At 73.0% G+C, this 26499-nt stretch carries 18 protein-coding genes and 1 pseudogene; 10 read left to right on the top strand and 9 right to left on the bottom strand.

Going from position 1 to position 26499, the window contains the following annotated elements:
- Positions 1–111: 111 nt before the first annotated feature.
- On the bottom strand, positions 112–765 hold the full coding sequence (locus tag HCJ93_RS25315; RefSeq protein ID WP_167998129.1) for a mycothiol-dependent nitroreductase Rv2466c family protein: 654 nt from the start codon (positions 763–765) through the stop codon (positions 112–114).
- Between the two features lie 173 nt (positions 766–938).
- Between HCJ93_RS25315 and pepN (HCJ93_RS25310) the strand changes: the two genes are divergently transcribed.
- Both pepN (HCJ93_RS25310) and HCJ93_RS25305 read left to right on the top strand, forming a co-directional pair.
- The gene (pepN, locus tag HCJ93_RS25310) at positions 939–3515 is read left to right on the top strand and encodes an aminopeptidase N (RefSeq protein ID WP_167998128.1); all 2577 of its coding nucleotides are present in this window, start codon (positions 939–941) and stop codon (positions 3513–3515) included.
- Between the two features lie 253 nt (positions 3516–3768).
- Positions 3769–4806 (top strand): hypothetical protein, encoded by a 1038-nt coding sequence (locus tag HCJ93_RS25305; protein WP_167998127.1) that lies wholly within the window; start codon positions 3769–3771, stop codon positions 4804–4806.
- A 92-nt stretch (positions 4807–4898) separates the two neighbouring features.
- Here HCJ93_RS25305 and HCJ93_RS25300 read toward each other — a convergent pair whose 3' ends face one another.
- Positions 4899–5339, bottom strand: coding sequence for an NUDIX hydrolase (locus HCJ93_RS25300; protein ID WP_167998164.1), 441 nt, complete (start codon positions 5337–5339; stop codon positions 4899–4901).
- A gap of 269 nt (positions 5340–5608) precedes the next feature.
- Here HCJ93_RS25300 and HCJ93_RS25295 point away from each other — a divergent pair, with 269 nt between their 5' ends.
- Positions 5609–8920 carry a S8 family serine peptidase gene (locus tag HCJ93_RS25295; RefSeq protein WP_167998126.1) on the top strand — a complete coding sequence of 1104 codons (3312 nt, stop codon included), beginning with the start codon at positions 5609–5611 and terminating at the stop codon, positions 8918–8920.
- 127 nt (positions 8921–9047) lie between these two features.
- On the opposite strand, the gene HCJ93_RS25290 is transcribed toward HCJ93_RS25295, so the two are convergent.
- Both HCJ93_RS25290 and HCJ93_RS25285 read right to left on the bottom strand, forming a co-directional pair.
- The gene (locus HCJ93_RS25290) at positions 9048–9908 is read right to left on the bottom strand and encodes a hypothetical protein (protein ID WP_206317933.1); all 861 of its coding nucleotides are present in this window, start codon (positions 9906–9908) and stop codon (positions 9048–9050) included.
- 1 nt (position 9909) lies between these two features.
- The gene (locus HCJ93_RS25285) at positions 9910–10446 is read right to left on the bottom strand and encodes an RNA polymerase sigma factor (RefSeq protein WP_167998162.1); all 537 of its coding nucleotides are present in this window, start codon (positions 10444–10446) and stop codon (positions 9910–9912) included.
- 331 nt (positions 10447–10777) lie between these two features.
- Here HCJ93_RS25285 and HCJ93_RS25280 point away from each other — a divergent pair, with 331 nt between their 5' ends.
- Together HCJ93_RS25280 and pepN (HCJ93_RS25275) are read left to right on the top strand one after the other, a co-directional pair.
- Entirely contained in the window at positions 10778–11797 is a 1020-nt protein-coding gene (locus tag HCJ93_RS25280) for an aspartate-semialdehyde dehydrogenase (protein ID WP_167998125.1), read from the top strand.
- 275 nt (positions 11798–12072) lie between these two features.
- The gene (pepN, locus tag HCJ93_RS25275; RefSeq protein ID WP_167998124.1) at positions 12073–14646 is read left to right on the top strand and encodes an aminopeptidase N; all 2574 of its coding nucleotides are present in this window, start codon (positions 12073–12075) and stop codon (positions 14644–14646) included.
- A gap of 60 nt (positions 14647–14706) precedes the next feature.
- Here the strand turns inward: pepN (HCJ93_RS25275) and HCJ93_RS25270 are convergent, their stop codons facing one another.
- Positions 14707–15654, bottom strand: coding sequence for an EamA family transporter (locus HCJ93_RS25270; protein WP_167998123.1), 948 nt, complete (start codon positions 15652–15654; stop codon positions 14707–14709).
- A gap of 114 nt (positions 15655–15768) precedes the next feature.
- Here HCJ93_RS25270 and HCJ93_RS25265 point away from each other — a divergent pair, with 114 nt between their 5' ends.
- Positions 15769–16278 carry a MarR family winged helix-turn-helix transcriptional regulator gene (locus tag HCJ93_RS25265; protein WP_167998122.1) on the top strand — a complete coding sequence of 170 codons (510 nt, stop codon included), beginning with the start codon at positions 15769–15771 and terminating at the stop codon, positions 16276–16278.
- 173 nt (positions 16279–16451) lie between these two features.
- Here HCJ93_RS25265 and HCJ93_RS25260 read toward each other — a convergent pair whose 3' ends face one another.
- The 3 genes from HCJ93_RS25260 to HCJ93_RS25250 all read right to left on the bottom strand — a co-directional run bounded on the left by HCJ93_RS25260 (position 16452) and on the right by HCJ93_RS25250 (position 19255).
- Positions 16452–16727, bottom strand: coding sequence for a hypothetical protein (locus HCJ93_RS25260; RefSeq protein ID WP_167998121.1), 276 nt, complete (start codon positions 16725–16727; stop codon positions 16452–16454).
- Between the two features lie 83 nt (positions 16728–16810).
- Positions 16811–18901 carry a 4-alpha-glucanotransferase gene (gene malQ / locus HCJ93_RS25255; protein ID WP_167998120.1) on the bottom strand — a complete coding sequence of 697 codons (2091 nt, stop codon included), beginning with the start codon at positions 18899–18901 and terminating at the stop codon, positions 16811–16813.
- A complete protein-coding gene (locus tag HCJ93_RS25250; protein ID WP_167998119.1) occupies positions 18902–19255 on the bottom strand; it encodes a hypothetical protein in 354 nt (117 codons plus the stop codon). It lies immediately after the preceding gene.
- A gap of 292 nt (positions 19256–19547) precedes the next feature.
- Between HCJ93_RS25250 and HCJ93_RS25245 the strand changes: the two genes are divergently transcribed.
- The gene (locus HCJ93_RS25245; RefSeq protein WP_167998118.1) at positions 19548–22436 is read left to right on the top strand and encodes a beta-N-acetylglucosaminidase domain-containing protein; all 2889 of its coding nucleotides are present in this window, start codon (positions 19548–19550) and stop codon (positions 22434–22436) included.
- A 127-nt stretch (positions 22437–22563) separates the two neighbouring features.
- Here the strand turns inward: HCJ93_RS25245 and HCJ93_RS25240 are convergent, their stop codons facing one another.
- Positions 22564–23100, bottom strand: coding sequence for an HNH endonuclease (locus HCJ93_RS25240; protein WP_167998117.1), 537 nt, complete (start codon positions 23098–23100; stop codon positions 22564–22566).
- A gap of 334 nt (positions 23101–23434) precedes the next feature.
- Between HCJ93_RS25240 and HCJ93_RS25235 the strand changes: the two genes are divergently transcribed.
- The 3 genes and pseudogenes from HCJ93_RS25235 to HCJ93_RS29700 form a co-directional block, all read left to right on the top strand.
- Entirely contained in the window at positions 23435–24532 is a 1098-nt protein-coding gene (locus tag HCJ93_RS25235; protein ID WP_309141502.1) for a mechanosensitive ion channel family protein, read from the top strand.
- A gap of 266 nt (positions 24533–24798) precedes the next feature.
- The gene (locus tag HCJ93_RS25230; protein WP_167998115.1) at positions 24799–26016 is read left to right on the top strand and encodes an ROK family transcriptional regulator; all 1218 of its coding nucleotides are present in this window, start codon (positions 24799–24801) and stop codon (positions 26014–26016) included.
- A gap of 99 nt (positions 26017–26115) precedes the next feature.
- Positions 26116–26270, top strand: a pseudogene (locus HCJ93_RS29700) (family 4 glycosyl hydrolase); the annotation flags it as partial.
- Positions 26271–26499: the final 229 nt, after the last annotated feature.

Raw genomic sequence — 26499 nt, 5'->3', positions numbered from 1 at the left:
CTTCTCACCGTTCACCCGGGCAGGCGGAAAGAAGAAGCCCCCCGCGAGGACGTGACTCGCGGGGGGCTTCTGTCCGCGCGGCAGGCAGCGGCGGTCTCGCCGGCGCCGGCCTCACAGGTTGCTGAAGTCAGGACCCTTCGTCCTGGTCCGCTTGATCTCGTAGAAGCCGGGGACCGAGGCGACCGCCAGGGTGCCGTCCCACAGGCGGGCAGCCTCCTCGCCCTTGGGCGCCGGGGTGACCACCGGGCCGAAGAAGGCGATCTCCTTGCCGTCGGGGCCGGGCACCGCGATGACCGGGGTGCCGACGTCCTGGCCGACCTTCTCGATGCCCTCCTTGTGGGAGGCGCGCAGCTCCGCCTCGTGGGGGGTGGAGTCCCAGTGCTCCATCAGCGACTCGGGCAGCCCGACGTCGCGCAGCGCGGCGGCGACGGTCTCCTTGCCCGGGCCCTCGCCGCGGTTGTGGATGCGGGTGCCGAGCGCGGTGTAGAGGTCACCGAGCACCTCGGCGCCGTGCTCCTGCTGGGCGGCGATGACCACCCGGACCGGGCCCCAGGCCTTGGTCTCGAGCATCTCCCGGTACTCCTCGGGCAGCTCGTCGAGCTTGTTCTCGTTCAGCACGGCGAGGCTCATCAGATGCCAGCGCACCTTGACGTCCCGGACCTTCTCCACTTCCAGCACCCATCGGGAGGTCATCCAGGCCCAGGGGCACAACGGGTCGAACCAGAAGTCGACGGGGGTGGGGGCAGCAGGTGACGTGTCCGACATGTCGCTCCTCGACGTGGCAGGGGATCTGCGTGGTACGGGTCTGTTCGTTCAGGACTCAGCCTCCATGTCAACGCCACATCGCCTCCCGGCCATTCCCGGCTGCTCCCCGTCAGGGGCGCATGGCAGGATCGGTGCTGATCAGTCATGTCGACGACGCATGAGGAGTACCGCCCGTGCCCGGTGAGAACCTGACCCGTGACGAGGCCCGGGAGCGGGCCGCCCTGCTCTCCGTCGACGGATACGAGGTGTCCCTCGATGTGCGGTCCGCGGTCGGCGAGGAGAACGGGCCGGGGCCGCGGACGTTCCGCTCCGTCACCACCATCCGGTTCCGCTGCGCCGAGCCGGGCGCGAGCAGCTTCGCCGACCTGATCGCGCCGAGTGTGACGGCCGTCTCCCTCAACGGGCGCGACCTGGACCCCGGCGAGGTCTTCGACGGCTCCCGCATCCTGCTGGAGGACCTCGCCGCCGACAACGAGCTGATCGTCGACGCCCAGTGCGCCTACTCCCGCACCGGCGAGGGCCTGCACCGCTTCGTCGACCCCGAGGACGGCGAGGTGTACCTGTACACCCAGTACGAGCCTGCCGACTCCCGCCGGGTCTTCGCGAACTTCGAGCAGCCCGACCTCAAGGCGCCGTTCCGCTTCGAGGTGCGCGCCCCGGAGGGCTGGCGGGTGTGGAGCAACGGCACCGGTGAACTCGCCGACGGGGTGTGGCGGTTCGCGGAGACCAAGCCGATCTCGACGTACATCACCTGTGTGGTGGCGGGCCCGTACCACTACGTGGAGGACTCCTACGAGCGTGAGCTGCCCGACGGCACCCGGCTGCGGATCCCGCTGGGCGCCATGTGCCGCAAGGGTCTCGCCCCGTACTTCGACGCCGACGACGTGTTCCTGGTGACCAAGCAGGGCCTGGACTTCTTCCACGAGCACTTCGACTACCCGTACCCCTTCGGCAAGTACGACCAGGCGTTCGTGCCCGAGTACAACCTGGGCGCGATGGAGAACCCGGGGATGGTGACCTTCCGCGAGGAGTTCATCTTCCGGGGCAAGGTGACGCAGGCGTCCTACGAGGGCCGCACCAACGTGATCCTGCACGAGATGGCGCACATGTGGTTCGGCGACCTGGTCACCATGCGCTGGTGGGACGACCTGTGGCTGAAGGAGTCCTTCGCCGACTTCATGGGCGCGTTCGCGCTGGTGGGCGCCACCCGCTTCACCGACGGCTGGATCACCTTCGCCAACCGCCGAAAGGCCTGGGCCTACCGCGCCGACCAGCTGCCGTCCACGCATCCGATCACCGCGGACATCCGCGATCTGCAGGACGCGAAGCTGAATTTCGACGGCATCACCTACGCCAAGGGCGCCAGCGTGCTCAAGCAGCTGGTGGCGTACGTCGGCCAGGACGCCTTCCTCGAGGGCGCCCGGCGCTACTTCAAGCGGCACGCCTACGGCAACACCACCCTCGGTGACCTGCTGTCGGTCCTCGAGGAGACCAGCGGGCGGGACATGGCGGCCTGGTCGCGGTCCTGGCTGCAGACGGCCGGGGTCAACACCCTCACCCCGCAGGTGCTGCTGGGCGCCGACGGGCGGGTCGAGGAGCTCGCGGTGGTGCAGGAGGCCGCCGAGTCGCACCCCGAACTGCGGCCGCACCGGGTCGCGGTGGGCCTGTACCGGCGCACCGGCGACGGGACGCTGGAGCGCTACGCGCGCGCCGAGACGGACGTCGAGGGCGCCCGTACGGTGGTGGCGGAGCTGGCCGGGGCCGAGGCGCCCGAGCTGGTCCTGGTCAACGACGACGACCTCACCTACTGCAAGATCCGTTTCGACGAGACCTCGCTGGCCACCCTGCGCGAGCACCTCGGCGCCCTGACCGACCCGCTGGCCCGCGCCCTGTGCTGGTCCGCGCTGTGGAACCTCACCCGCGACGCGCTGCTGCCGGCCCGGGACTTCATCTCCCTGGTGCTGCGCTTCGCCGGGCGGGAGAGCGACATCGGGGTGCTGCAGATGCTGCACGCCTGGGCCGAGTCGGCGCTGGTGCACTACGCCGCGCCGGCCTGGCGGGAGACCGGCGGGGCGCTGCTCGCCGAGGGTGCGCGGCGGGAGCTGGAGGCGGCCGAGCCGGGCAGCGAGCAGCAGCTGGCCTGGGCGCGCTTCCTGGCCCGGGTGGCGTCCACGCCCGGCGACCTCCAGCTGCTGCAGGATCTGCTGGCGGGCTCGGTGACGATCCAGGGTCTCGAGGTGGACCAGGAGCTGCGCTGGGCGTTCCTGGAGCCGCTGGCCGCGCACGGGGTCGCGGACGAGAAGGCGCTGGCCGAGGAGCTGGCCCGGGACGACACCGCCTCCGGCAAGCGGCACCAGGTGCGCTGCCTGGCGGCCCGCCCGTCGGCCGCCGTGAAGGCGCAGTGCTGGGCCCAGGTGGTGGAGTCCGACGCGCTGTCCAACGCGCTGGTGGAGGCGACCATCTCCGGGTTCGTGCAGCACTCGCAGCGCGAGCTGCTGGCGCCGTACGCGGAGAAGTACTTCGAGGCGATCGAGCGGGTGTGGCGCGAGCGGTCCATCCAGATCGCGATGGACGTGGTGCGGGGCCTGTTCCCGACCACGCAGGACTCCCCGGCGACGCTCGAGGCGGCGGACGCCTGGCTCGCCGGGCACGAGCAGGCGCCGCCGGCGCTGCGGCGGCTGGTGCTGGAGGCCCGGGACGACCTGGCGCGGGCGCTGCGCGGGCAGGAGTGCGACGCGGCAGCCGGCTGAGCCGCCCGGCCGGGCCGACGAGCCGGACGTCCGGCCGCGGTGCCGCGGCGAGCAGGCCGCGATACCCGGTCGGGCCGCTCGTACGAGCGTTACCCGATGCGTACGACCGGACCCGTAACCCCTGGTCCTCACCCGAATGGACCAGGGGTTTTCGGCAACCGAACATGCGTCCTTTAGTGCGAGCTTGTCCGTATTTGTCGACGGACGTGTAACAGCGGTTCGCGGGCGGGCCGGACACGGGAAGTTGCCCGGCATGAACCACAACACCCCGCTCTCCCCCCGCCCCCTGCACCACTTCGCCGACGGCCGGCGGCGCGTCATGACCACCGCGCAGCTGCGCCGCCACGGCGTGCCGAACTCCGAGATCACCGAGCAGTGCCGCCCCGGCGGGCCCTGGCAGCAGCTGCTGCCGGGGGTCGTCCTGCTCCACCCCGGACCGCCCACCAGCGAGGAGCGGCTGCACGCCGTGCTGATGTACGCGGCACGGCAGCGGACCACCGGTGTACCCCAGCAGCCCGGCGCCGGTGACACGCCGCCGCCCGCCTACACCGAGGCCATGATCACCGGCCTGGCGGCGCTCACCCTGCACGGCTTCACCACCGCTCCCCCGCTGCCCTCCCTGGACGCCTTCGACGTGCTGGTGCCCCGGCTGCGGCGGCTGCGGTCGGCGGGCTGCGCCCGGATCGTGCGCACCGCCACGCTGCCCGACCCCCAGCAGGTGACGGGTGTCCCGGTGGCCCCGGTGGAGCGGGCGCTGGCCGACGCGGTGGCGCGGCTGCAGGATGCGGGCCTGGTGCGCAGGCTGCTGACGGAGGCGGTGCGCGGCGGGCACTGCGAGGCGGTCGCGGTGGTGCGGGAGCTGAACGAGGCGCGCCTGCTGAACCGTCCGCACGTGGTGAACGCGGTGGACTCGCTGGTCGCCGAGGGCCGGGCGATCGCGGAGGACCGGCTGTACCGGATGGTGCGCGAGTACGGCCTGCCGGACCCGGTGTGGAACGTCGACCTGCGCCTGCCGGGCGGCCCGCACCTGGGCGGTCTGGACGCCTACTGGCCGGACCAGGCGGTGGCCCTGGAGCTGGACACGCGGGCGCCGCGCCAGGAGGACGACGCGCTGTGGTCGGAGTACGTCCGCAAGCGCGAGCACCTGGAGCGGCTGGGCATCACGGTCGTGCATGTCACCCCGCGCAAGCTCCGGGACGCGATGGAGCAGCAGGCGGCGGTGATCCGCACGGCGCTCATGGCCGCCGCGGACCGGGAACCGGCCGCGTACGTGGTGGTGCTGCCCCGCTGAAGAGCGCGGCTCGCGCCGCGGCAGGAGGGGAGAGGAGGGGCCGCCGGCGGGCGGCCCCTCCTCATGCGGGCCGGACACGGACGCGTCCGCGGCTACTCCTCGGCCGGCTCCAGCCGTCCCGTCGCCGGCCGCTCCCGCCACAGCCGGAGCGCGGTGTCGACCAGGCTCACCCGGACCAGGCCGGGAACGTCCTCCAGCGGCTGCCAGGCGGCGAGTTCCGTGGAGCCGTTCACCTCGTTGCGCAGCTCGCCGCCGGTGACGCGGCCCTCGTAGACGAGGCGCACACCGTGGTGGTCGGTGGGGCGCCCCAGGCGGCCGGGCAGGACGAAGCGGATGGAGTCGACGCCCAGGAGCCCGGTGACCTCGATGCGGTAGCCGGTCTCCTCCATGACCTCCCGGCGCACGGTGTCGTACGGATCCTCGCCGTGCTCCATGCCGCCGCCCGGCATCACCCACTCGGGGACGCCGCCCGGCCCCGGGGAGCGGGCGAGCAGGATCCGGCCGTCCTGGACCACCACGGCGTAGGCCGCCACCCTCAACTTCTCTCGCACACAGGGACGTTAAAGGGTGCCGGGCGACGACATGTCGCGTTCGCGGGAGGCTGTCCGGAAAAGCGGATCGCGGGTTTTCCCCATGCATCCATTGCGATTCGGTCAACCCCTCCCAAACATCAGTCCCTTGCGTAAAGCTCAGCGATCGTCCGGGAGTGCCATCCGGACCGTCGCGGCCAGGGCCGTTCAGCTCCGGTCGCCCACGATCGTCTGTCACGCACGTTCACGTCCTTTACGCACAAGGGATGCCGATGACCCATTCCCCACAACAGGGCCCGATACCGGGCGCGAGACGCGTGGCCCGCATCGCCGTGGCCGCCGGTCTCGTCGCCGCGCTGTCCGCGGCCGGACCGGTCCCCATGGCCCTCGCCGCCGGCGCGCCCGCCACCCCCGCACCGGCCGACGCCGACGTCAAGTCCGCCACCGAGAAGCTCGGTTCGGACGACGCGGAGCTGCTCGCCGAGGCGCAGGCCGAGGGCGCCAAGCACGTCACCATGATGATCGCCACCGCGCCCGGCAAGACCGAGGAGGTCGCCGCGCAGCTGAACGCGGTCAAGGGCGGCTCGGTCGGCCGCACCCACGACAAGCTGGGCTACGTCCGCGCCACCGTCCCGACGGCCAGGGCCGAGTCGGCCATCGCCGCCGCCGCCAAGCTCTCCTCCGTGCACGGCATCGACCTGCGCGAGGAGATCCCGCTGGACGACCCGACGCCGAGCGCGGACACCGCCAAGGCGGCCGGCGGCCAGAAGGGCAAGCCCTACCCGGCGCCCGGCAAGCACACCCCGGCGAAGAACCCGTACAACCCGTCCTTCGAGACCGGCGCCGTCGACTTCGTCAAGCACCACCCGAAGGCGGACGGACGGGGCATCACCATCGGCATCCTCGACTCCGGTGTCGACCTCGGCCACCCGGCGCTGCAGAAGACCACCACCGGCGAGCGCAAGATCGTCGACTGGGTGACGGCGACCGACCCGATCGTCGACAACGACCGCACCTGGCGGCCGATGGTCACCGACGTCTCCGGCCCCAGCTTCACCTACCAGGGCAAGACCTGGAAGGCCCCGGCCGGCGAGTACCGGATCAGCACCTTCCTGGAGTCGTACACCACCGGCGGCGACGCCGACGGGGACGCCAACCGCGACGGCGACACCACCGACTCCTGGGGCGTGCTGTACGACCCGGCGGCCGGCACCGTCCGGGTGGACCTGAACAACAACCAGGACTTCGGCGACGACGAGCCGATGAAGCCGTACAAGGACGGCTTCCAGGTCGGCTACTTCGGCACCGACGACCCGAAGACCGAGATCGCCGAGCGCCAGCCGTTCGTCGTGGAGATCCGCAAGGACGTCCCGATGGACCCCTACGGCGGTGACTGGACCGGCAAGAAGGCCGACTTCGTCAACATCGGCGTCATCGAGTCCGAGCACGGCACGCACGTCGCCGGCATCACCGCCGCGCACGGCCTGTTCGGCGGGAAGATGAACGGCGCCGCGCCCGGCGCGAAGCTCGTCTCCTCGCGCGCCTGCACCTGGTCCGGCGGCTGCACCAACGTCGCGCTCACCGAGGGCATGATCGACCTCGTCACCAAGCGCGGCGTCGACATCGTCAACATGTCCATCGGCGGCCTGCCGGCGCTCAACGACGGCAACAACGCCCGCGCCGAGCTGTACAACCGCCTGATCGACGAGTACGGCGTGCAGCTGGTGATCTCCGCAGGCAACTCCGGCCCCGGCGCCAACACCATCGGTGACCCGTCGCTGGCCGACAAGGTCATCTCGGTCGGCGCCTCCGTCTCCCGCGAGACCTGGGCCGCCAACTACGGCTCCGAGGTCAAGAAGAAGTACGCCATGATGCCGTTCTCCTCGCGCGGTCCGCGTGAGGACGGCGGTTTCACGCCGACCCTGGTCGCACCTGGCGCCGCCATCAACACCATCCAGACCTGGATGCCGGGCGCCCCGGTCGCCGAGGCCGGCTACCAGCTCCCGCCCGGTTACGGCATGCTGCAGGGCACCTCGATGGCCTCCCCGCAGGCCGCGGGCGCCGCGGCGCTGCTGCTGTCGGCCGCGAAGCAGAAGCGCATCGACCTGCCTCCGGCGACGCTGCGCACCGCCCTCACCTCCACCGCCGAACACATCAAGGACGTGCAGGCCTACGAGGAGGGCGCGGGCCTGATCGACATCGAGGACGCCTGGGACGCGATCCGCGACGGCGCCACCGCGCACACCTACACGGTGAAGGCGCCGGTCGACACCGCGATCGACCAGTTCCTGAAGACGCCGGGCTTCGGCACCGGTCTGTACGACCGTGAGGGCGGCCTGAAGGCCGGTCAGAAGAAGACGTACGAGATCACCATCACCCGTACGTCCGGTCCCGACCGCGCCATCAAGCACAAGCTGGACATCGAGAACAACGCCGGCCGCACCTTCCGCATCCTCGGCGACGACGACATCAAGCTGCCGCTGAACAAGCCGGTGACCGTGAAGGTCCAGGCCGCGCCCGGCTCGGCCGGCATCAAGAGCGCGATCCTGGAGGTCGACGACCCGCGCACCGAGGGCGTGGACCGCCAGATCATGACGACGGTGGTGGTCTCGGCCCCGCTGAAGTACACCTACTCGGCGTCCGGTTCGGTGCAGCGCAACAGCACCACCTCCTACTTCGTCACCGTGCCCGAGGGCGCGAAGACGCTGCAGGTCGCGATGAGCGGGCTGAAGGGCAAGAGCCAGACCCGGTTCATCGCCATCCACCCCTACGGCGTCCCGGTCGACACCACCTCGACGCCCAACTGCTACAACAACTACAACGACGGCAACGGCTGCCGCCCCGACCTGCGCTCCTACGCCGACCCGCAGCCGGGCGTCTGGGAGATCGAGGTCGAGGCGCGCCGCACCTCGCCGCTGCTCGACAACCCCTACAAGCTGGACGTCGCCGTGCTCGGCGCGGCCTTCGAGCCGGAGACCGTGACCGTGCCGGAGGCGGAGATCGGCACACCGGCCGCCGCCTCCTGGAAGGTGACGAACAAGTTCGCCGCCCTGGAGGGCAAGCTGGTCGGCGGGCCGCTCGGCTCGGCGAAGGCGGACCGCCCGTCGATCAAGACGGGTGAGACCCGGACCACCACGGTCGAGGTGCCCGAGGGCGCCGCCTCGCTCGACGTGTCCATCGGCAACGTCTCCGACGCCGCCGCCGACCTGGACCTCGCGGTCTACGACGAGGACGGCAACCGCGTCGCCCAGTCGGCCGACGGCGACTCGGAGGAGTCGGTGTCCATCGCCGAGCCGGCCGCCGGCACCTACACGGTGGAGGTCGTGGGCTACTCGGTCCCGGCGGGCACCACGGAGTACGACTACCGTGACGTGTTCTTCTCCGCCTCGCTCGGCACGGTGTCGGTCGACGACTCCGCGACGGTGAAGCTCGGCACGGGCGACTCGGCGGAGGTCTCCGCCGAGGTCACGGCCGCCGCGGCGGCCCCCGAGGGACGCGAGTTCTTCGGCCGGGTCCAGCTGGTCAACGAGCGCGGCACGGTCGCGGGCACCGGCAGCGTGGCGATCGGGAACGTCGTGCCGTAACGGCTGTCGGCCGGGTCCGCTGCGGCCCCGTGCCGTGACGGCAAAGCCGTGAGCAGCCCGGGTCCTGGCAGGGCCCGCGCACGAGGGGCGGGCGTCCTGGTGAGGGCGCCCGCCCTTCGTCATGCCGTCATGGGCAGCCGAGGGTGCGGGACTCGGGCAGGGAGGCGGCGAGCCGGGACCGGGCAGGGGCGATCCGCTCCTCACCGACCAGCACCGTGTCCGGGAAGGCGTTGTTCCTCGGGATGCCGACGAGCACCCGGTCACCCGTGCGCAGCGGCGGCGCCTCGGCGGTGCGGACCGGGAAGGAGAGCTCTCCGGTCCGCCCGTCCTCCGTCTTGTACAGGGCCCTCACCGTCAGCGTGACCCGCTCGACCCCGCCGGACGATGCCGGCCGCACCGCGGAGACGGTGCCCTCGGCGACCGTGCGGGCGCAGGCCAGATACCGGGGGCTGCCGAAGAGGACGCCGGGGCCGCTGCTCTCGCCGGGCACGCTGTCGGCGGCGGAGCCGCCCCCGGCGTCGCCGCCCGAGACGCCCGCCTGCGGCGCGAGCCAGCCCACCGAGACGACGAGCGCGGCGGCAGCGGCGGCCGCGAGGGCGCCGAGGGCGGCCTTCAGCGGGCGGCGCGGGCGGCGCCCGGCGAGCGGGGTGACGGCCGCTTGTCCGGCAGGGGCGGCACCGGCTTCGCCGGCCAGCGCGTCACCGATCACCACCAGCTGCTCCCGGAGCGCCGCGACATCGGCGGCGGCCGCGCCGTGCTCGTCCCGGACGGACGGGTCGCGCAGGGCCCCCGGGGGCGGCGGCTCGCCCAGGATCGCGGCCATCAGGGCGTCCTGGCCCTCGGGGCCGGCGTACCCGTGCATGCCGTGCTCGCCGTGCCCGGCGCTCTCGGTGTTCTCGCTGCGGCCGGTGCTTCCGGGGTTCCAGGGGTTCCGGGGGTTCCGGGGGTTTCCCGTGTTCCCGGTGCTTCCGCTGTTCTCGGCGGTCATGTCACACCACCTCGTCCTCGTGCAGGCGGGTGCGCAGCGCGCGGACCGCGGAGTGCAGCCTGCTCTTGACCGTGCCCTCAGGGACGCCGAGCTGTTCGGCGATGGAGCGGACCGGCAGATCCGCGTAGAAGCGCAGGACGACGACCTGGCGCTGGGCGTCCGGCAGCTCGTCCAGACCGCGGGCGACGGCGAGGGAGAGCAGGCTGGTCTCCTCGCCGGACGGCAGCTGGGTCGGATGCAGTGCGGCGAGGCGTTCGCCCAGCCGCTCCTGGCGCCGGCGGGCGCGGTGCCAGTCCATGGCCAGGTTGGAGGCGACGACCGCCGCCCAGGCCGCGACGTCCCGGGGTGCCTCCCGGCCGCTCGCGGCGCGTTCCAGCAGCCGCAGGCGGACCTGCTGCACCCCGTCCGGCAGGTCCGCCTGCGGCACCCCGCCGAGGGCGAGCACCGCCCGCACCCGGCGTTCCTGCGCCGCGTCCAGCGGATCGTCGTCCGCGGCGGTACGCGCGCCCCGTCCGCGCCGGGTCCTTCCGCGCAGCACTGGCACCCCCCTCACGCTGTTTCTCCTACGACGCCGGGGCCGCCCGGAACGTTCACGCCCGGCCCGGAGTGTTCAGAGGCGTACGTCACACTCTGTGTGGCGTGCCGGCGGTCCGGGCAGGGGTCCTTGCGGCCGGGAGCTGTGAAGGGCTGATTTTGTGCAGCTCAGCGGGCCCGGAACCGAAGGTCCGGAACTTCTGATCACCGTGGGCTCGTCCCAGTGGGCGGGCAGTACGCCGAAGGATTGGACAGCAGGGCCGTGGCCGGCCGCATGATGGAAGAGCCTCGGCCAGGCATCAGGTACGCACCAGGACGCAAGTGAAGGAGTCACCGTGAGGGTCGGAATCGTCGGAGCCACCGGTCAGGTGGGTACGGTCATGCGCAGGATCCTCACGGAGCGGAACTTCCCGGTCACCGAGCTGCGCCTGTTCGCCTCGGCCCGTTCGGCGGGCACCGAGCTGGACGGCGTCACGGTGGAGGACGCGTCCACCGCCGACTACACCGGCCTGGACATCGTGCTGTTCTCGGCGGGCGGCGCCACCTCGAAGGCGCTCGCCGAGAAGGTCGCCTCGCAGGGCGCGGTCGTGATCGACAACTCCTCCGCCTGGCGCCGGAACCCCGAGGTTCCCCTGGTCGTCGCCGAGGTGAACCCGCACGCGATCGCCGACCGCCCCAAGGGCATCATCGCCAACCCGAACTGCACCACCATGGCCGCGATGCCGGTACTGCGTCCGCTGCACGCGGAGGCCGGCCTCGAGGCCCTGGTCGTCGCCACCTACCAGGCGGTGTCCGGCTCCGGTCTCGCGGGCGTCGCGGAGCTGCACGGGCAGACCCAGAAGGTGGTCGCCGAGGCCGACAAGCTGACCCACGACGGCGAAGCGGTCGACTTCCCCGAGCCGAACGTCTACAAGCGCACCATCGCCTTCAACGTGCTGCCCTTCGCCGGCAACCTCGTCGACGACGGTCTGAACGAGACCGACGAGGAGCAGAAGCTGCGCCACGAGTCCCGCAAGATCCTGGAGATCCCCGAGCTGAAGGTCTCCGGCACCTGTGTCCGCGTCCCGGTCTTCTCCGGCCACTCGCTGCAGGTCCACGCCCGGTTCGCCCGCCCGATCAGCCCGGAGCGCGCGACCGAGCTGCTGGCGGACGCCCCCGGCGTCGAGCTGTCGGACATCCCGACCCCGCTGCAGGCGGCCGGCAAGGACCCGTCGTACGTCGGCCGCATCCGCCGCGACGAGACCGTCGAGAACGGCCTGGCCCTGTTCATCTCCAACGACAACCTCCGCAAGGGCGCCGCGCTGAACGCGGTGCAGATCGCGGAGCTGGTGGCGGCCGAGCTGCAGAAGAAGTAGCCCGGAGCTGCGCGGCAGTTCCAGGAGCCTCGAAGGGGGCGCCCGGCGGACGACCGGGCGCCCCCTTCGTGTGCCCGGTCGCGCCCCGCGCCCCGCGGTGTCCGGGGTGCCCGAGCCGTGTTCTGTGCGCCTCTCCGTCGCCGCGCACCGCGCACCGGGCCCTCGCACTCCCCCGTCCGATGCAGGGGTATCCCCATGGTCCGGCTCCGTCGTCGTTGAACAGGGGGGATGCGTGGAAGGATGACCCGACGCACACATGACGAGGAGATGACCGCGTGCCTGGCACAAACCTGACTCGCGAAGAGGCGCAGCAGCGGGCGAAGCTGCTGACCGTTGACTCGTACGAGATCGACCTGGATCTCTCCGGCGCGCAAGAGGGAGGGACCTACCGGTCCGTGACCACGGTGCGCTTCGACGTCGCCGAGGACGGCGCGGAGTCGTTCATCGACCTGGTGGCACCCACCGTGCACGAGGTGATCCTGAACGGGGACGCCCTCGACCCGGACGAGGTCTTCAAGGACTCCCGCATCGCTCTGCCCGGCCTGCTCAAGGGCCGCAATGTGCTGCGGGTGAGCGCGGACTGCGCCTACACCAACACCGGCGAGGGTTTGCACCGGTTCGTCGACCCGGTCGACGGCCAGGCCTACCTCTACACGCAGTTCGAGGTGCCGGACGCCCGCCGGGTGTTCGCGAGCTTCGAACAGCCCGACCTGAAGGCGACCTTCCAGTTCACCGTGAGGGCGCCGGAGGGCTGGACCGTCGTCTCCAACTCGCCCACGCCCGAGCCGGAGAACAACGTCTGGGTCTTCGAGCCGACGCCGCGCATCTCCACGTACATCACGGCCCTGATCGTCGGCCCCTACCACTCCGTGCACAGCGTGTACGAGAAGGACGGGCAGAGCGTGCCGCTCGGCATCTACTGCCGGCCGTCGCTGGCCGAGTACCTGGACGCGGACGCGATCTTCGAGGTGACCCGGCAGGGCTTCGACTGGTTCCAGGAGAAGTTCGACTACGCCTACCCGTTCAAGAAGTACGACCAGCTGTTCGTGCCGGAGTTCAACGCGGGCGCGATGGAGAACGCGGGCGCGGTGACCATCCGCGACCAGTACGTCTTCCGCTCCAAGGTGACGGACGCGGCGTACGAGGTGCGGGCGGAGACCATCCTGCACGAGCTGGCCCACATGTGGTTCGGCGACCTGGTCACCATGGAGTGGTGGAACGACCTGTGGCTCAACGAGTCGTTCGCCACCTACACCTCGATCGCCTGCCAGGCGGCGGCGCCCGGCTCGCGCTGGCCGCACTCGTGGACCACGTTCGCCAACTCGATGAAGACCTGGGCCTACCGCCAGGACCAGCTGCCGTCCACGCACCCGATCATGGCGGACATCCGCGACCTGGACGACGTGCTGGTCAACTTCGACGGCATCACCTACGCCAAGGGCGCCAGCGTGCTCAAGCAGCTCGTGGCGTACGTCGGTGAGGACGAGTTCTTCCGCGGTGTGCAGGCCTACTTCAAGCGCCACGCCTACGGCAACACCCGCCTGTCCGACCTGCTGGGAGCGCTGGAGGAGACCTCCGGGCGCGATCTGAAGACCTGGTCGAGGAAGTGGCTGGAGACGGCCGGCATCAACGTCCTGCGTCCTGAGATCGAGACCGACGACCGGGGCGTGATCACCTCCTTCGCGGTCCGCCAGGAGGCCCCGGCGCTGCCCGCCGGCGCCAAGGGCGAGCCGGTGCTGCGCCCGCACCGCGTCGCGATCGGCCTCTACGGCCTGGACGGCGCGGGCCGCCTGGTGCGCGGCGAGCGCGTGGAGCTGGACGTCGACGGCGAACTCACCGCCGTGCCGCAGCTCGTGGGCAAGCCCCGCCCGGCGGTCGTCCTGCTCAACGACGACGACCTCTCGTACGCCAAGGTCCGCCTGGACGAGCAGTCGCTGGCCACCGTCACCGAGCACCTGGGCGACTTCGCGGAGTCGCTGCCGCGCGCCCTGTGCTGGGCCTCCGCCTGGGACATGACCCGGGACGCGGAGATGCCCGCCCGCGACTACCTCTCCCTCGTGCTGTCCGGCATCGGCAAGGAGTCGGACATCGGTGTCGTGCAGTCGCTGCACCGCCAGGTGAAGCTGGCCATCGACCTGTACGCCGACCCGGCCGCCCGTGAGGCCCTGCTGGCCCGCTGGACCGACGCGACGCTGGCGCACCTGCGCTCCGCCGAGCCGGGCAGCGACCACCAGTTGGCCTGGGCGCGGGCGTTCGCCGCGACCGCACGCACCCCCGAGCAGCTGGACCTGCTGGAGGGCCTGCTCAGCGGCGAGCAGACCGTCGAGGGCCTGACCGTGGACACCGAGCTGCGCTGGGCCTTCGTGCAGCGGCTCGCGGCGGTGGGCCGCTTCGACGAGGCGGACATCGCGGCCGAGTACGAGCGCGACAAGACCGCGGCGGGCGAGCGCCACGCGGCCACCGCCCGCGCGGCCCGCCCGACCGAGGAGGCCAAGGCGGAGGCGTGGGCGTCGGTCGTGGAGTCCGACAAGCTGCCGAACGCCGTGCAGGAGGCGGTCATCAACGGCTTCGTCCAGACCGACCAGCGCGAGCTGCTCGCCCCGTACGCCGACCGCTACTTCGAGGTGGTCAAGGACATCTGGGACACCCGCTCGCACGAGATCGCCCAGCAGATCGTGGTCGGCCTCTACCCGTCCGTCCAGGTCACCCGCGAGACCCTGGACAAGACCGACGCCTGGCTCTCCTCGGCCGACCCGAGCCCGGCCCTGCGCCGGCTGGTCTCCGAGTCCCGCGCCGGCATCGAGCGGGCCCTGCGCGCCCAGTCCGCGGACGCGGCGGCGGGCAAGTAGCAGCCAGTACGTCCGCAGCGACAGGGGCGCCCGGTGTGATGCCGGGCGCCCCTTCGGCGTTCACACGCGCGTCGAGACCTTGCGATCGGCTCGTTCGGCCGACCCGGACGTTCCGGAGGGGACGGGCCCCGCCACGGGCTCCCGCCGCGGCAGGAGCTGTCCCGCCACCGTGGCGCCGAGGGCCAGGGCCATGCCGGCCACCTGCACGGGGGTGAGGGACTCGCCGAGGGCCGCCCAGCCGAGGACCGCCGCGGTGAGGGGGGAGAGGGGGACGAGGAAGGAGACCTGGGTGGCGGTGAGGCGGCCGATGCCGCGGAACCAGAGCCAGTAGGCGAGGGCCGTGTTGGCCAGGGCGAGGTAGAGGTAGCCGCCGGCGGCCGGGGCGTCGAGGGCGGGCGGGGCGCCCTCCACCAGCAGGGCGACGGGGGCGATGACCAGTCCGCCGGCCGTGAGCTGCCAGCCGGCCAGGGCGAGCGGGCCGGCGCCCTCCGGGCGGCCCCAGCGCTGGGTGAGCACGGTGCCGGTGGACATCGACGCGGTGGAGGCCAGGGCCGCCAGCACGCCGACCGCGTCCAGCGCGCCGGTCGCCTTCAGGACGACCAGGCTCACTCCGAAGGCGGCCACGATGCCGGTGAGTACGGAGCGGACGGTGGGGCGTTCGCGCAGGAGCAGGGCCGAGAGGGCGACCACGAGCAGGGGGCCGGTCGAGCTGACGACCGCTGCGAGGCCGCCCGGCAGGCGGTACGCGGCGAGGAACAGCAGCGGGAAGAAGGCGCCGATGTTCAGCGCGCCCAGCACGGCCGCCTTCCACCACCACGCCCCGCGCGGCAGCACCCGGGCCAGGGCCAGCAGGAGCAGGCCGGCGGGCAGGGCGCGCATCAGACCGGTGAACAGCGGACGGTCGGCCGGCAGGAACTCGGTGGTGACGGCGTAGGTGGTGCCCCAGGAGACGGGGGCGTAGGCGGTGAGCACGATCAGGCCGGCGTGTGCGGCACGGGCAGCGGACATGATGTGCACCTCTCCGAGGAGGGCCGGATAGATTGATGGTAAGTAGCTTAGCGGCAAGCTACTTACCATCAAGCTGCTTTCTCGCCGCTGACCGGACAGGTCATACTCAGGGCCATGAGTGAACGCCGCGCGCAGCGCAGGGATCCCGTCGACGCGATCATCGAGCAGTGGGCGACGGTCCGGCCGGACCTCGACACCGCGGCGATGGAGGTCTTCGGCCGGATGTACCGGCTCACCCGGGCGGTGGGCGCCCGCATGGACAAGGCGTACGGGGCGTACGAGCTGGCCCGCGGCGAGTTCGACGTGCTCGCCACGCTGCGGCGGTCCGGGGAGCCCTACACCCTCTCCCCCCGCCGGCTCTCGGAGACGCTGATGCTCACCACCGGCGGGATGACGGGCCGGCTGGACAAGCTGGAACGGGCCGGACTGCTGCGCCGCTCCCCCGACCCGCACGACCGCCGCGGGCTGCAGGTGACGCTCACCGAGGAGGGGCTGCGGGTGGTCGACCAGGCGGTGGCCGCGGGGCTGGCCGTGCAGACGGAGGCGCTCTCGGTGCTCAGCAGGGAGCAGGCCGGGCAGCTGGCCGATCTGCTGCGGGAGCTGCTGCTCGCCAACGAGCGGTAGGTCCGCGGGCCCCGTGAACGCGCCGAGGGCGCCGCCTCCGCCGGGATCGGCTGGAGACGGCGCCCTCGGTGAAGCTGTGCGGCGGCGCCCCGGTGAGCTGTGCAGCTGCACCCTCGGCGCCCGTGACGCGGCGCCCTCGGTGACGGTCCCCGCGGGCGCGTGTGCGGCGCCGGTCAGGCCTTGGCGTCGGCCTTGGTCTTGATGTTGCGGCTGGTCACCCGGTGCTCCTCCTTGGAGCGGTCGAGGACCATCACCAGGCCGGTGATCACCGCGAACAGGACGATCGGCAGCGCGACGAAGAGGCCCAGCGTCTCGATGACGCTCAGGCCGGGGCCGGGGTCGTCACCGTCGTCGCGGGTGATCGCGAGCGCGGGGGACGACATGAGCAGCATCATCAGCGTCGTACCGGCTGCCAGGGCGCCGGCGCGCAGGGCGTTCTTCTTGTCCACGCTGCACAAGGTAGCGAACGCCGGTGAAGGGCGCGCGCCCGGGGTGCCGTACGAGGCCTTCGCGCAGGTCGGACGACGGCGGTTCACCGGCCCCGGCCTCCCCGCGCGTCCCTGAGCACCTCGAGCAGCGCGTGCAGCCGCGGCGACTCCGCCAGGTCCTCCAGGGACACCGGACGACCCTCGGCGTCGGCGATCGGCAGCCGCCAGTTGGGGTACTGGTCCCAGGTGCCGGGGAGGTTCTGCGGGCGGCGGTCGCCGACGGTGTCGGGCAGCCAGACGCCGATCAGGCGGGCGGGAGTGTGCAGCAGATAGCGGTGGACGGCCTGGATCTCGGCCTCCTCCGAGCGCGTGTCGCCCCCGCCGCCGGAGCCCTGCAGCATGCCGAGCCGGGACAGCAGGTCCAGCCATTCCGCGGTGTCGGCGGCGGCCTCCGCACGCTCCTCGCTGAGCGGGCGGGTGAGCAGGCCGAGGCGGTCGCGCAGGTCGACGTGCTCGCCGGTGAGACGGGCGGCGGTGGACGGCAGGTCGTGGGTGGTGGCGGTGGCCAGGCAGTCGGCGCGCCAGGCGTCCGGCGGCAGAGGGCGCCCGTCGCCCTCCCAGTCGCGCTCGAACCAGAGGACCGAGGTGCCGTACACCCCGCGCTCGCGCAGCGCCTCGCGCACGCCCGGCTCGACCGTGCCCAGGTCCTCACCGATCACCATGGCCCCGGCGCGGGAGGCCTCGAGGACCAGGGAGGCGAGCATGGCCTCGGCGTCGTAGCGGACGTAGGTGCCCTCGGTGGGCGGGTGGCCGTGGGGCACCCACCAGAGCCGGAACAGGCCCATGACGTGGTCGATGCGCAGCGCCCCGGCGTACCGGAAGAGGGCCCTCAGCAGGTCGCGGAAGGGGGCGTAGCCGGACTCGGCGAGCCGGTCGGGCCGCCACGGGGGCAGGCCCCAGTCCTGGCCCCGCGCGTTGAAGGCGTCCGGGGGTGCGCCGATGGACATGCCGGCGGCGAAGTACTCCTGCTGCGCCCAGGCGTCGGCGCCGCCCGGGTGCACGCCGACGGCGAGGTCGTGCACGATGCCGAGCGGCATCCCGGCCTCGCGGGCGGTGCGCTGGGCCGCGGCGAGCTGGTTGTCGGTGAGCCAGGCCAGTCGGCAGTGGAAGTCGACCCGGTCCATCAGTTCGCGGCGGGCGCGGGCGGTCTCCGGCGAGCGCGGGTCGCGCAGGGAGGCGGGCCAACTGTGCCAGTCGGGGCCGTGCACCTCGGCGAGCGCGCACCAGGTGGCGTGGTCCTCCAGGGCGGTGCCCTGCTCGGCGAGGAAGTCGCAGTAGGCGGCGCGCCGGCCGGGCCCGAGCGGCACCTGGTGCACCAGCTCCAGGGCTTCGCGCTTCAGCTTCCAGACGGCGTCCCGGTCGATCAGCTCGCCCTGCTCCAGCACCGCCGTGCGCAGCCGTCCGGCCCGCCGGCGCAGGGACCGCACGCGGTCGTCGTCGGTGACGTGGGCGAACTCCGGGATGTCCTCGATCCGCAGGTGCACGGGGTCGGGGAACCGGCGGGAGGAGGGCCGGTACGGGGAGGGGTCGGTCGGGGAGCCGGGCACGGCCGCGTGCAGCGGGTTGACCTGGACGAATCCGGCGCCGAGACTGCGTCCGGCCCAGGCGGCCAGCTCGTTGAGGTCGCCGAGGTCGCCCATGCCCCAGGAGCGGCCGGACAGCAGCGAGTAGAGCTGGACGAGCAGGCCGTAGGAACGTCCTGCGGGGGCCGGCAGCCGGGGCGGGGCGACGATCAGGTGGGCCCGCGCGGTGCGCCCGTCGGGGGCGGTGGCGGTCACCTGGTGAACGCCGGGCGGGAGCCCGTCGGCACCGGAGCGCAGCTCGCCCTGCTCGGTGCGGATGCTCAGCCGGGTGCCCTTTGGGAGCGCGGCCAGCGCGGCCGGGACGGTGCCGCCCCAGCCGGTGACGGTGGGCGGCAGCAGCCGGCCGGCCAGCTCCTCCTCGCGGGCGGCGAGCGCGGCGCGCACCGCCTCGGGGGTGGTCGCGTCCACGCCGAGTGCGGCGAGGGCGAGGGTGACGGCGGTGGCCGAGGCGTCGACGGTGCGGTCCGGGGAGGGACGGTAGGAGGTGGCGACGCCATGCAGCTCGGCGAGCCGGGAGAGGTCCTCGGAGCAGGGCTCGGCCGGCGCGGTCACTTACGGCTCCGGGCGGTACTGGGCCGGGAAGGCGTCGTCGAATCCGGTGGACTGGGACGGGAAGGCGTCGAGTCCGGAGGGGTCGGTGTCCGTCTCGGTGTCCGTGAAGGCGTCGGACTCGCTGGTCAGCGGGGCGGCGTCGGCGAGCGGGGGCTCGCTGGTGAGGGGTTCGGCGTCGGGCAGCGGGGGCTCGCTGGTCAGGGGGACCTCGGTGCAGGGGCCTTCGGCGCTGAAGACGCAGGCGTGCAGCCCCTCGCCCGCTTCGGCCCCGTGGGGGCCCTCGGGTGCGGCGGAGGTGTGCTCCGCCCAGGGTTTGGACAGGGCGGGGGACGGTACGTATGCGGGTGCAGCCACGGATGGCCTCCTCGTCGGGCCCGGCCGTGCCCCTGAGGCTCGGCTCGGGCCGTGTGTAGTGTTCGGCACGGATGTGCGGGTGTGTCCGGTCGGGTCGTGCGGGTTATCCCGCAGCCCTACCCAGAGGGCGCGAGACCAGACGCACAAACCCGTCCAACGTGGTCCTGCTCACATTCTGTTCCCGCTCACTCGCCCCGCATTCGGACAGATCGGGCACACCGGCCACTCTCGTTGACACGTTCACCGCAAGGGTGGTGGGCTCGAACCGCCTGTCGAGCGACCGGGAGGAGCTGTGCAGCCACGGCGTGGGAAGAGGGCGGCGGTCCTCGCGCTCGCCGTCGTCGCCGGAACCCTGGGCCTCGCGCCCGACGTGTCCGCCGTCCCGGCGGACGACCCCCGGACGGAGCCCCGTCCCGCCTCCGGGGCGGCCGAGGCCGCCGATGTGTCCGTCTGGCCGCGCCCGCACTCCCTGCGCACCGGCAACGATCCGGTCGCGGTGACCGACGAGGTGGCCCTGCACGTCGACGGGACGGCCGACCCGTACGCCCTGGACGCGCTGCGCGCCCTGCTGCGGCAAGCCGGAGCGCGCCGGTTCACCGAGCCCGGCGCACGGATGCCCAAGGGGGCGCTGGTGGTGCGGGTGGGCGCTCAGCGCCCCGGCGGCGACTCGCGTCACGCCCTCCCCTCCGGCGGCTACGCCCTGACCGTCGGCCGCGACGGCATCTCGCTCACCGGGGCGGGCCCGGACGGCCAGTTCCACGCGGTGCAGACCCTGCGTCAGCTGCTGCGCCCGGACGGACGGTTCAGCGCCGCCGTGATCCGGGACTGGCCCGCCACCGCGGTGCGGGGCGTCACGGAGGGCTTCTACGGCACCCCGTGGACGCACCGGCAGCGACTGACTCAGCTCGACTTCCTGGGCCGCACAAAGCAGAACCGCTATCTGTACGCGCCCGGCCACGACCCCTACCGGCAGGCCCGCTGGCGCGAGCCCTACCCGCAGCAACGGCGGGCGGAGTTCCGGGAGCTGGCCGAGCGCGCCCGCCGCAACCACGTCACCCTCGGCTGGGCGGTCTCCCCCGGTCAGGCGATGTGCTTCGCCTCCGACGAGGACCTGCGGGCGCTCACCCGCAAGCTGGACGCGATGCGGGCGCTGGGCTTCCGTGCCTTCCAGCTGCAGTTCCAGGACGTCAGCTACAGCGAGTGGCACTGCCGCGCCGACGCCGAACGCTTCGGCTCCGGCCCCGAGGCCGCCGCCCGCGCCCAGGCGCACGTGGCCGACGCGGTGGCCCGCCATCTGGCGGAACGTCACCCGGACGCGGCCGCCCTGTCGGTCCTGCCGACCGAGTACTACGAGGACGGTGCCACCCCCTACCGGCGGGAGCTGGCGAAGGCGCTGGACCCGCGGGTGGAGGTGGCGTGGACCGGGGTCGGGGTGGTGCCGCGCACCATCACCGGCGGTGAGCTCGCCGAGGCCCGCGAGGTGTTCGGGCACCCGCTGGTGACCATGGACAACTACCCGGTCAACGACTACGAGCCGGGCCGCATCCTCCTCGGCCCCTACCGGGGCCGCGAACCCGCCGTCGCCTACGGCTCGGCCGCCCTGCTCGCCAACGCCATGGAGCAGCCGGAGGCCTCCCGCATCCCCCTGTTCACCACCGCCGACTTCGCCTGGAACCCGCGCGGCTACCGCCCGGAAGAGTCCTGGCGGGCCGCGATCGCCGCCCTGGCCGGCCAGGACGCCCGACGCGAACGGGCGCTGCGGGCCCTGGCGGGCAACGCGGCCTCCTCGGTGCTCGGCGGCGAGGACGCGGCGTATCTGCGCCCGGCGATGAAGGCGTACTGGCAGGCCCGCACCTCGGCGGAAGGCGGCCGGGGCCGCTCCGCGTCCGGCGCGGAGGAACGGCTGCGCTCGGCCTTCCGCGAGCTGCGGGAGCTGCCCCGCAGCCTGGACGGGGCGGGGATCGGCGCGGAGGCCGCCCCGTGGACCGGGCAGTTGCGCCGGTACGGGGACGCCGGGCTCACGGCGCTGGACATGCTCCGCGCACAGGACTCCGGCGACGCGGCCGGCGCGTGGGCGGCGTACCAGCGGCTCGGCACCCAGCGGGAGCGGCTGGAGTCGGCACGGGTCACCGTCGGCGAGGGCGTGCTGGACGGTTTCCTCAGCCGGGCGCAGGAGACGTACCGGGAGTGGGCCGGGGTCGAGCACGAGCCGCCCGCGCAGTCCCGCGGTGCCGCCGACGAACGTGAGCTGCGGCTCCCCCGGACGCGTTCGCTGTCCGCCGTGACGGTGCTGGCCGAGCCCGGCACCGAGGGGACGGTCGAGGTGCGGGTGCCCGGCGCGGGCTGGCGCCGGGTGGGGACGCTGGACGCCTCCGGCGCGACCGAGCTGCGCACGGACGAGCGGGCGGACGGGGTACGGGTCACCGGCGCCGGCAGCGGCCGCGTCCGCCACCTGGTGCCCTGGTTCCAGGACGCGCCCACCGCCTCCCTCAACCTGTCCGGCGGCGGCCGCGCGGACACCGACATCGGCGGCAGCCGCCGGCTGACGGCCACCCTCGGCTCCCGCCGCCCCGCCGGGGTGCGCGGCCGGCTGACCGTCGAGGCGCCCGAGGGCGTCGAGGTCCGCGTGCCCAAGGGTGAGGTGAGCGTGCCGCGCGGCGCCTCGGTGCGGGTGCCGGTCGAGGTGAGCGTGGAGCGGGGCACGCCTGCCGGACGCTACGAGGTGCGGCTCGGATTCGGCGGGGTGCGGCGCACGCTGACCGTGCACGCCGTCCCGCGCACCGCCGGCCCCGACCTGGCACGCACCGGCCGGGCGAGCTCCTCGGCGGACGAGACGCCCGACTTCCCCGCCCCGGCGGCGAACGACGGCGATCCCGCGACGCGCTGGTCCTCCCCGGCCGAGGACGGCGCCTGGTGGCAGGTGGACCTGGGCCGTCCGGTGCGGCTGGGCCGCGTGAAGCTGCACTGGCAGGACGCGTACCCGTCGGTGTACCGGGTGGACGTCTCGGCGGACGGCCGCACCTGGCGCACGGCGGTCCGTGTGCAGGACGGCCGCGGCGGCCGCGAGACGCTCCGCATGGACGAACCCGAGGTGCGCTTCGTACGCGTCCAGGGCGAGCGACGGGCCACGCAGTACGGGTACTCGCTGTGGTCGGTGGAGGCGTACGCCGTGGCGGACTGAGCCGCCCGTTCACCGGGCGGCCTCCGCCGTTCACGGCCTGGACGGAATCCGTGCGCACGCGTACCGGCCGCCGCCGGGGCGGATCGCCCTCGGCGGGGCCCCGGCGGACACACGAAGGCCCGGATCGTCAGGCTGAGATGCCGTCGATCCGGGCCAGGACGTCGTCCGCGCCGTAGGGCTGCAAGTAGGGCAGCCAGCGCGGGTCCCTATGGCCCGTGCCGATGATGCGCCAGGCCAGACCGGTGGGCGGGGCGGGCTTGTGGCGCAGGCGCCAGCCGAGCTCGCGCAGATGCCGGTCGGCCTTCACGTGGTTGCAGCGGCGGCAGGAGGCCACCACGTTGTCCCAGACGTGCTTGCCCCCACGACTGCGCGGGATGACGTGGTCGACGCTGGTTGCGACGCCACCGCAGTACATGCACCGGCCCCCGTCACGGGCGAACAGTGCCCGCCGCGTCAGAGGAACGGGCCCCCGGTAGGGAACACGCACGAAACGCTTGAGCCGGACCACGCTGGGTGCGGGGACGGTGACGGTTGCGCTGTGCAGATAGGCGCCGGACTCCTCGAGGCAGACGGCCTTGTTCTCGAGGACGAGCACGAGCGCGCGGCGGAGCGGTACGACGCCGAGTGGCTCGTACGACGCGTTGAGGACCAGGACATGCGGCACGGATGCCTCCTTGTACGCCGGCGGCGCGTGGCTCGCGCCGGGACGATTTCGTAGTCAGTTTCCTCTCATGCCAGGTGAACGCGCCACCATGTCCCGGTAACGGGCTGGGAGTGTTTTCGACCACACAGGAGTGTCTTCCCCCGGATCATGGCCGGTTCAAGCGCAGGTGAGGGCCATTACTTCTTCACGAAGCCGTCCCGGGTCTTCACAATGCCCCGATAGTGTGGTGGTTCTGCCGTACCGGTGACCCTTTCGTGATCGGCGCGACCTTGCCGAACCGACGTGACCGTGGTTTGCGCACCGGGGGCAGAGCGTGCACCTGGAGGTACCTGCCGTGTCCTTGCCCGTTGCGGACGTCGCCCTGGCGGCCGTGAGTCCCTCGCCGACCCCTTCGGAGGCCGAGACACCGACGGTGCCCTCGCTCCGGGACGCCCAGGAGAGCGCCACCAACGCCGCCGGCTGGGTGGAGGAGAACTGGTCGACGTGGCTGGCGATCGGTCTGCGGGTGCTGCTGATCGTGGTGATCGCCGCGGTGCTGCGGGTGGTGGTGCGCAGAGCCATCACCAAGCTGATCGAGCGGATGTCCCGCACCGGCAACACGGTGGACGGCTCCGGGCTCGGCGGGCTCCTGGTCAACGCCGAGCGGCGCCGCCAGCGCTCGGCGGCGATCGGCTCGGTGCTGCGCTCGGTCGCGTCCTTCCTGATCATGGGCACGGCCGCGCTGATGGTGCTCGGCACCTTCCAGATCAACCTCGCCCCGCTGCTCGCCTCGGCCGGTGTGGCCGGTGTGGCCATCGGTTTCGGCGCCCGCAACCTGGTGACGGACTTCCTCTCCGGTGTCTTCATGATCCTGGAGGACCAGTACGGCGTCGGCGACACCATCGACGCGGGCGTGGCCTCCGGCGAGGTCATCGAGGTGGGGCTGCGGGTGACCAAGCTGCGCGGCGACAGCGGTGAGATCTGGTACGTCCGCAACGGCGAGGTGAAGCGGATAGGCAACCGCTCCCAGGGCTGGGCGACCGCCAACGTCGACGTCACCGTCCGCGCCGACGAGGACCTGGACCGGGTGAAGGCCACGCTGGTCGAGGTCGCCGAGAAGATGAACAAGGAAGAGCCCTGGAACGAGCTCCTGTGGAGCCCGGTGGAGGTCCTCGGCCTGGACTCGGTGCTGCTGGACTCGATGGTGGTCCGCGTCTCGGCGAAGACCATGCCGGGCAAGTCCCTCTCCGTGGAGCGCGAGCTGCGCTGGCGCATCAAGCGGGCCTTCGACGCCGCCGGCATCCGCATCGTGGGCGGCGCCACCACCCCGGAGGACCCGGCCCCGGGCCCCGACCCGGCGGCCTCCGTCGCCCCGCCGTCGGCGTACGCCAGCTCGGTCTCCCCGCAGTCGGTCGCGGCCTCCCCGCTGACCCCGCCGAGCACCACGAAGTAGCCGGCACGGCATGCGAGCAGGGCGGCGCCCGGTGACCACCGGGGGCCGCCCTGCTCGCACACCCTCGCTCTTCCCGGCCGTTCCCGCCTCCTCCCCCCGCCTTCTTCCCGCCCTCTTCCGGCCCTCTCGTCGCTCCCCTTGACGCCCGTTCTCCGGCGGGCGTACGTTCCCTGCACCTGACAGGAAACTTTCCTAACAGTACCGTCGGGCGGCCGGCACCGGTCGTCGAGAAGCTGGGCGCCGAGGAGAGGCAGGTGTCGTACCCCGTGGCAGGAACCGCCGGCACGCCGGGCACCCCGCGCGTCCTGCGTGCCATGAACGACCGCACGGCCCTGGACCTGCTCCTTGAGCACGGCCCGCTGTCCCGCACCCGGATCGGCAAGCTCACCGGCCTGTCCAAGCCCACCGCCTCCCAGCTCCTGGCCCGCCTGGAGGCGGCCGGACTGGTGCTCGCCACCGGCACCACCGCAGGGCGGCCCGGACCCGGCGCCCAGCTCTACGAGGTCAACCCCGCCGCCGGACACGCCGCCGGACTCGACGTCACCCCCGAGCGGATCCTGGCGGCCGTCGCCGACATCACCGGACGCACCGTCGGCCGGTACGAGCTGCCCACTCCCGGCCGCCGGCCCGCCGTCCCGGTCGTGCGGCAGGTCACCGACGCCCTGGACGGCGCGGTGAAGGAGGCGGGACTGTCCCAGTCGGACATCCACCGCCTGGTCATCGGCACCCCGGGCGCCTTCGACCCGAACACCGGGCGCCTGCGCCACGCCTCCCACCTGCCCGGCTGGCACTCTCCGACGCTGCTGGAGGAGCTGGCCGCCGCACTGCCCATGCCGTTCGCGTACGAGAACGACGTCAACCTGGTCGCCGTCGCCGAGCAGCGGCTGGGCGCCGCCCGCGGCCACGAGGACTTCGTACTGCTGTGGAACCAGGAAAGCCTGGGCGCCGCCCTGGTCATCGGCGGGCGGCTGCACCGCGGCCACACCGGCGGCGCCGGCGAGCTCGGCTTCCTGCCGGTGCCGGGCACCCCGCTGGTCCGCCGGGTCACCAGGGCCGGCAGCGGCGGCTTCCAGGAGCTGGCAGGCGCCCAGGCGGTTGCGGAGCTGGCCCGCGAGCTGGGCATCGCCGACATCCCCCGGGGCCACTGCACCGAGGTGGCCGCCGCCCTGCTGGAACGCGCCGCCGTCGCCGCCGAGCGGGACGAACGCCACCGCGCCCTGCTGACCACCTACGCGACCCGGCTCGCCACCGGGCTCGCCTCCCTCGTCTCCGTCCTCGACCCCGAACTCGTCGTCCTGAGCGGCACCGGTCTCACCTCCGGCGGCGAAGCCCTGCGCGCCCTCGTCCAGGCCGAGCTGGAGGAGCTGGCCGCCTCCCGCCCGCGGCTGGTCACCGGCGACGTCCGGGAGCACCCCGTGCTGCGCGGCGCCCTGGAGAGCGCCCTGGCCACGACCCGTGCCGAAGTCTTCGACACCTCCCGCTGACACCCCGTCTCTCCCCCCGGCTCCCGCACCACCCTCCTCGCCCAGAAGGCGTTCGCCGAGGCGTCACACTCACCGGAGTGAAGGGACGACGATGAACGCACCACGGTCGGCGGCGGTTCGGCCTGCACCCCCGAACTCGTCGACGGCGTCGCCCGCCTGCGGGACACCCTCCCCGTCGACGAACTCGTCCTGACCGATCCCGCGACCGACCGCCTGGACGTCTGTCCGGTCTCGCCCGCCGCATCCTCGCCAGACACCACCCCCGTTATCTTTTTCGCGGTCCTGCAAGAGGGCCGCTGGCCTCCGGGCCCGGCATGACTGTGTCCCCCTGTCGATGGGATGACCTGGGGGGTGGTGTCACCGGGCCCGGGAGGTGTCCGTCGGAGACGCTGATCAGAGGTCCGGCCACCGTCCGGTCCGGCGCAATGCCGGACAGTTCGCGGGCGGCAGGTCTGCATAACGTGGATGCGCGAGCACGACACC

Source organism: Streptomyces composti (assembly GCF_012034205.1).
Taxonomy (GTDB): Bacteria; Actinomycetota; Actinomycetes; order Streptomycetales; family Streptomycetaceae; genus Streptomyces; species Streptomyces composti.
This window is presented reverse-complemented; position numbering and strand designations above follow the sequence as displayed.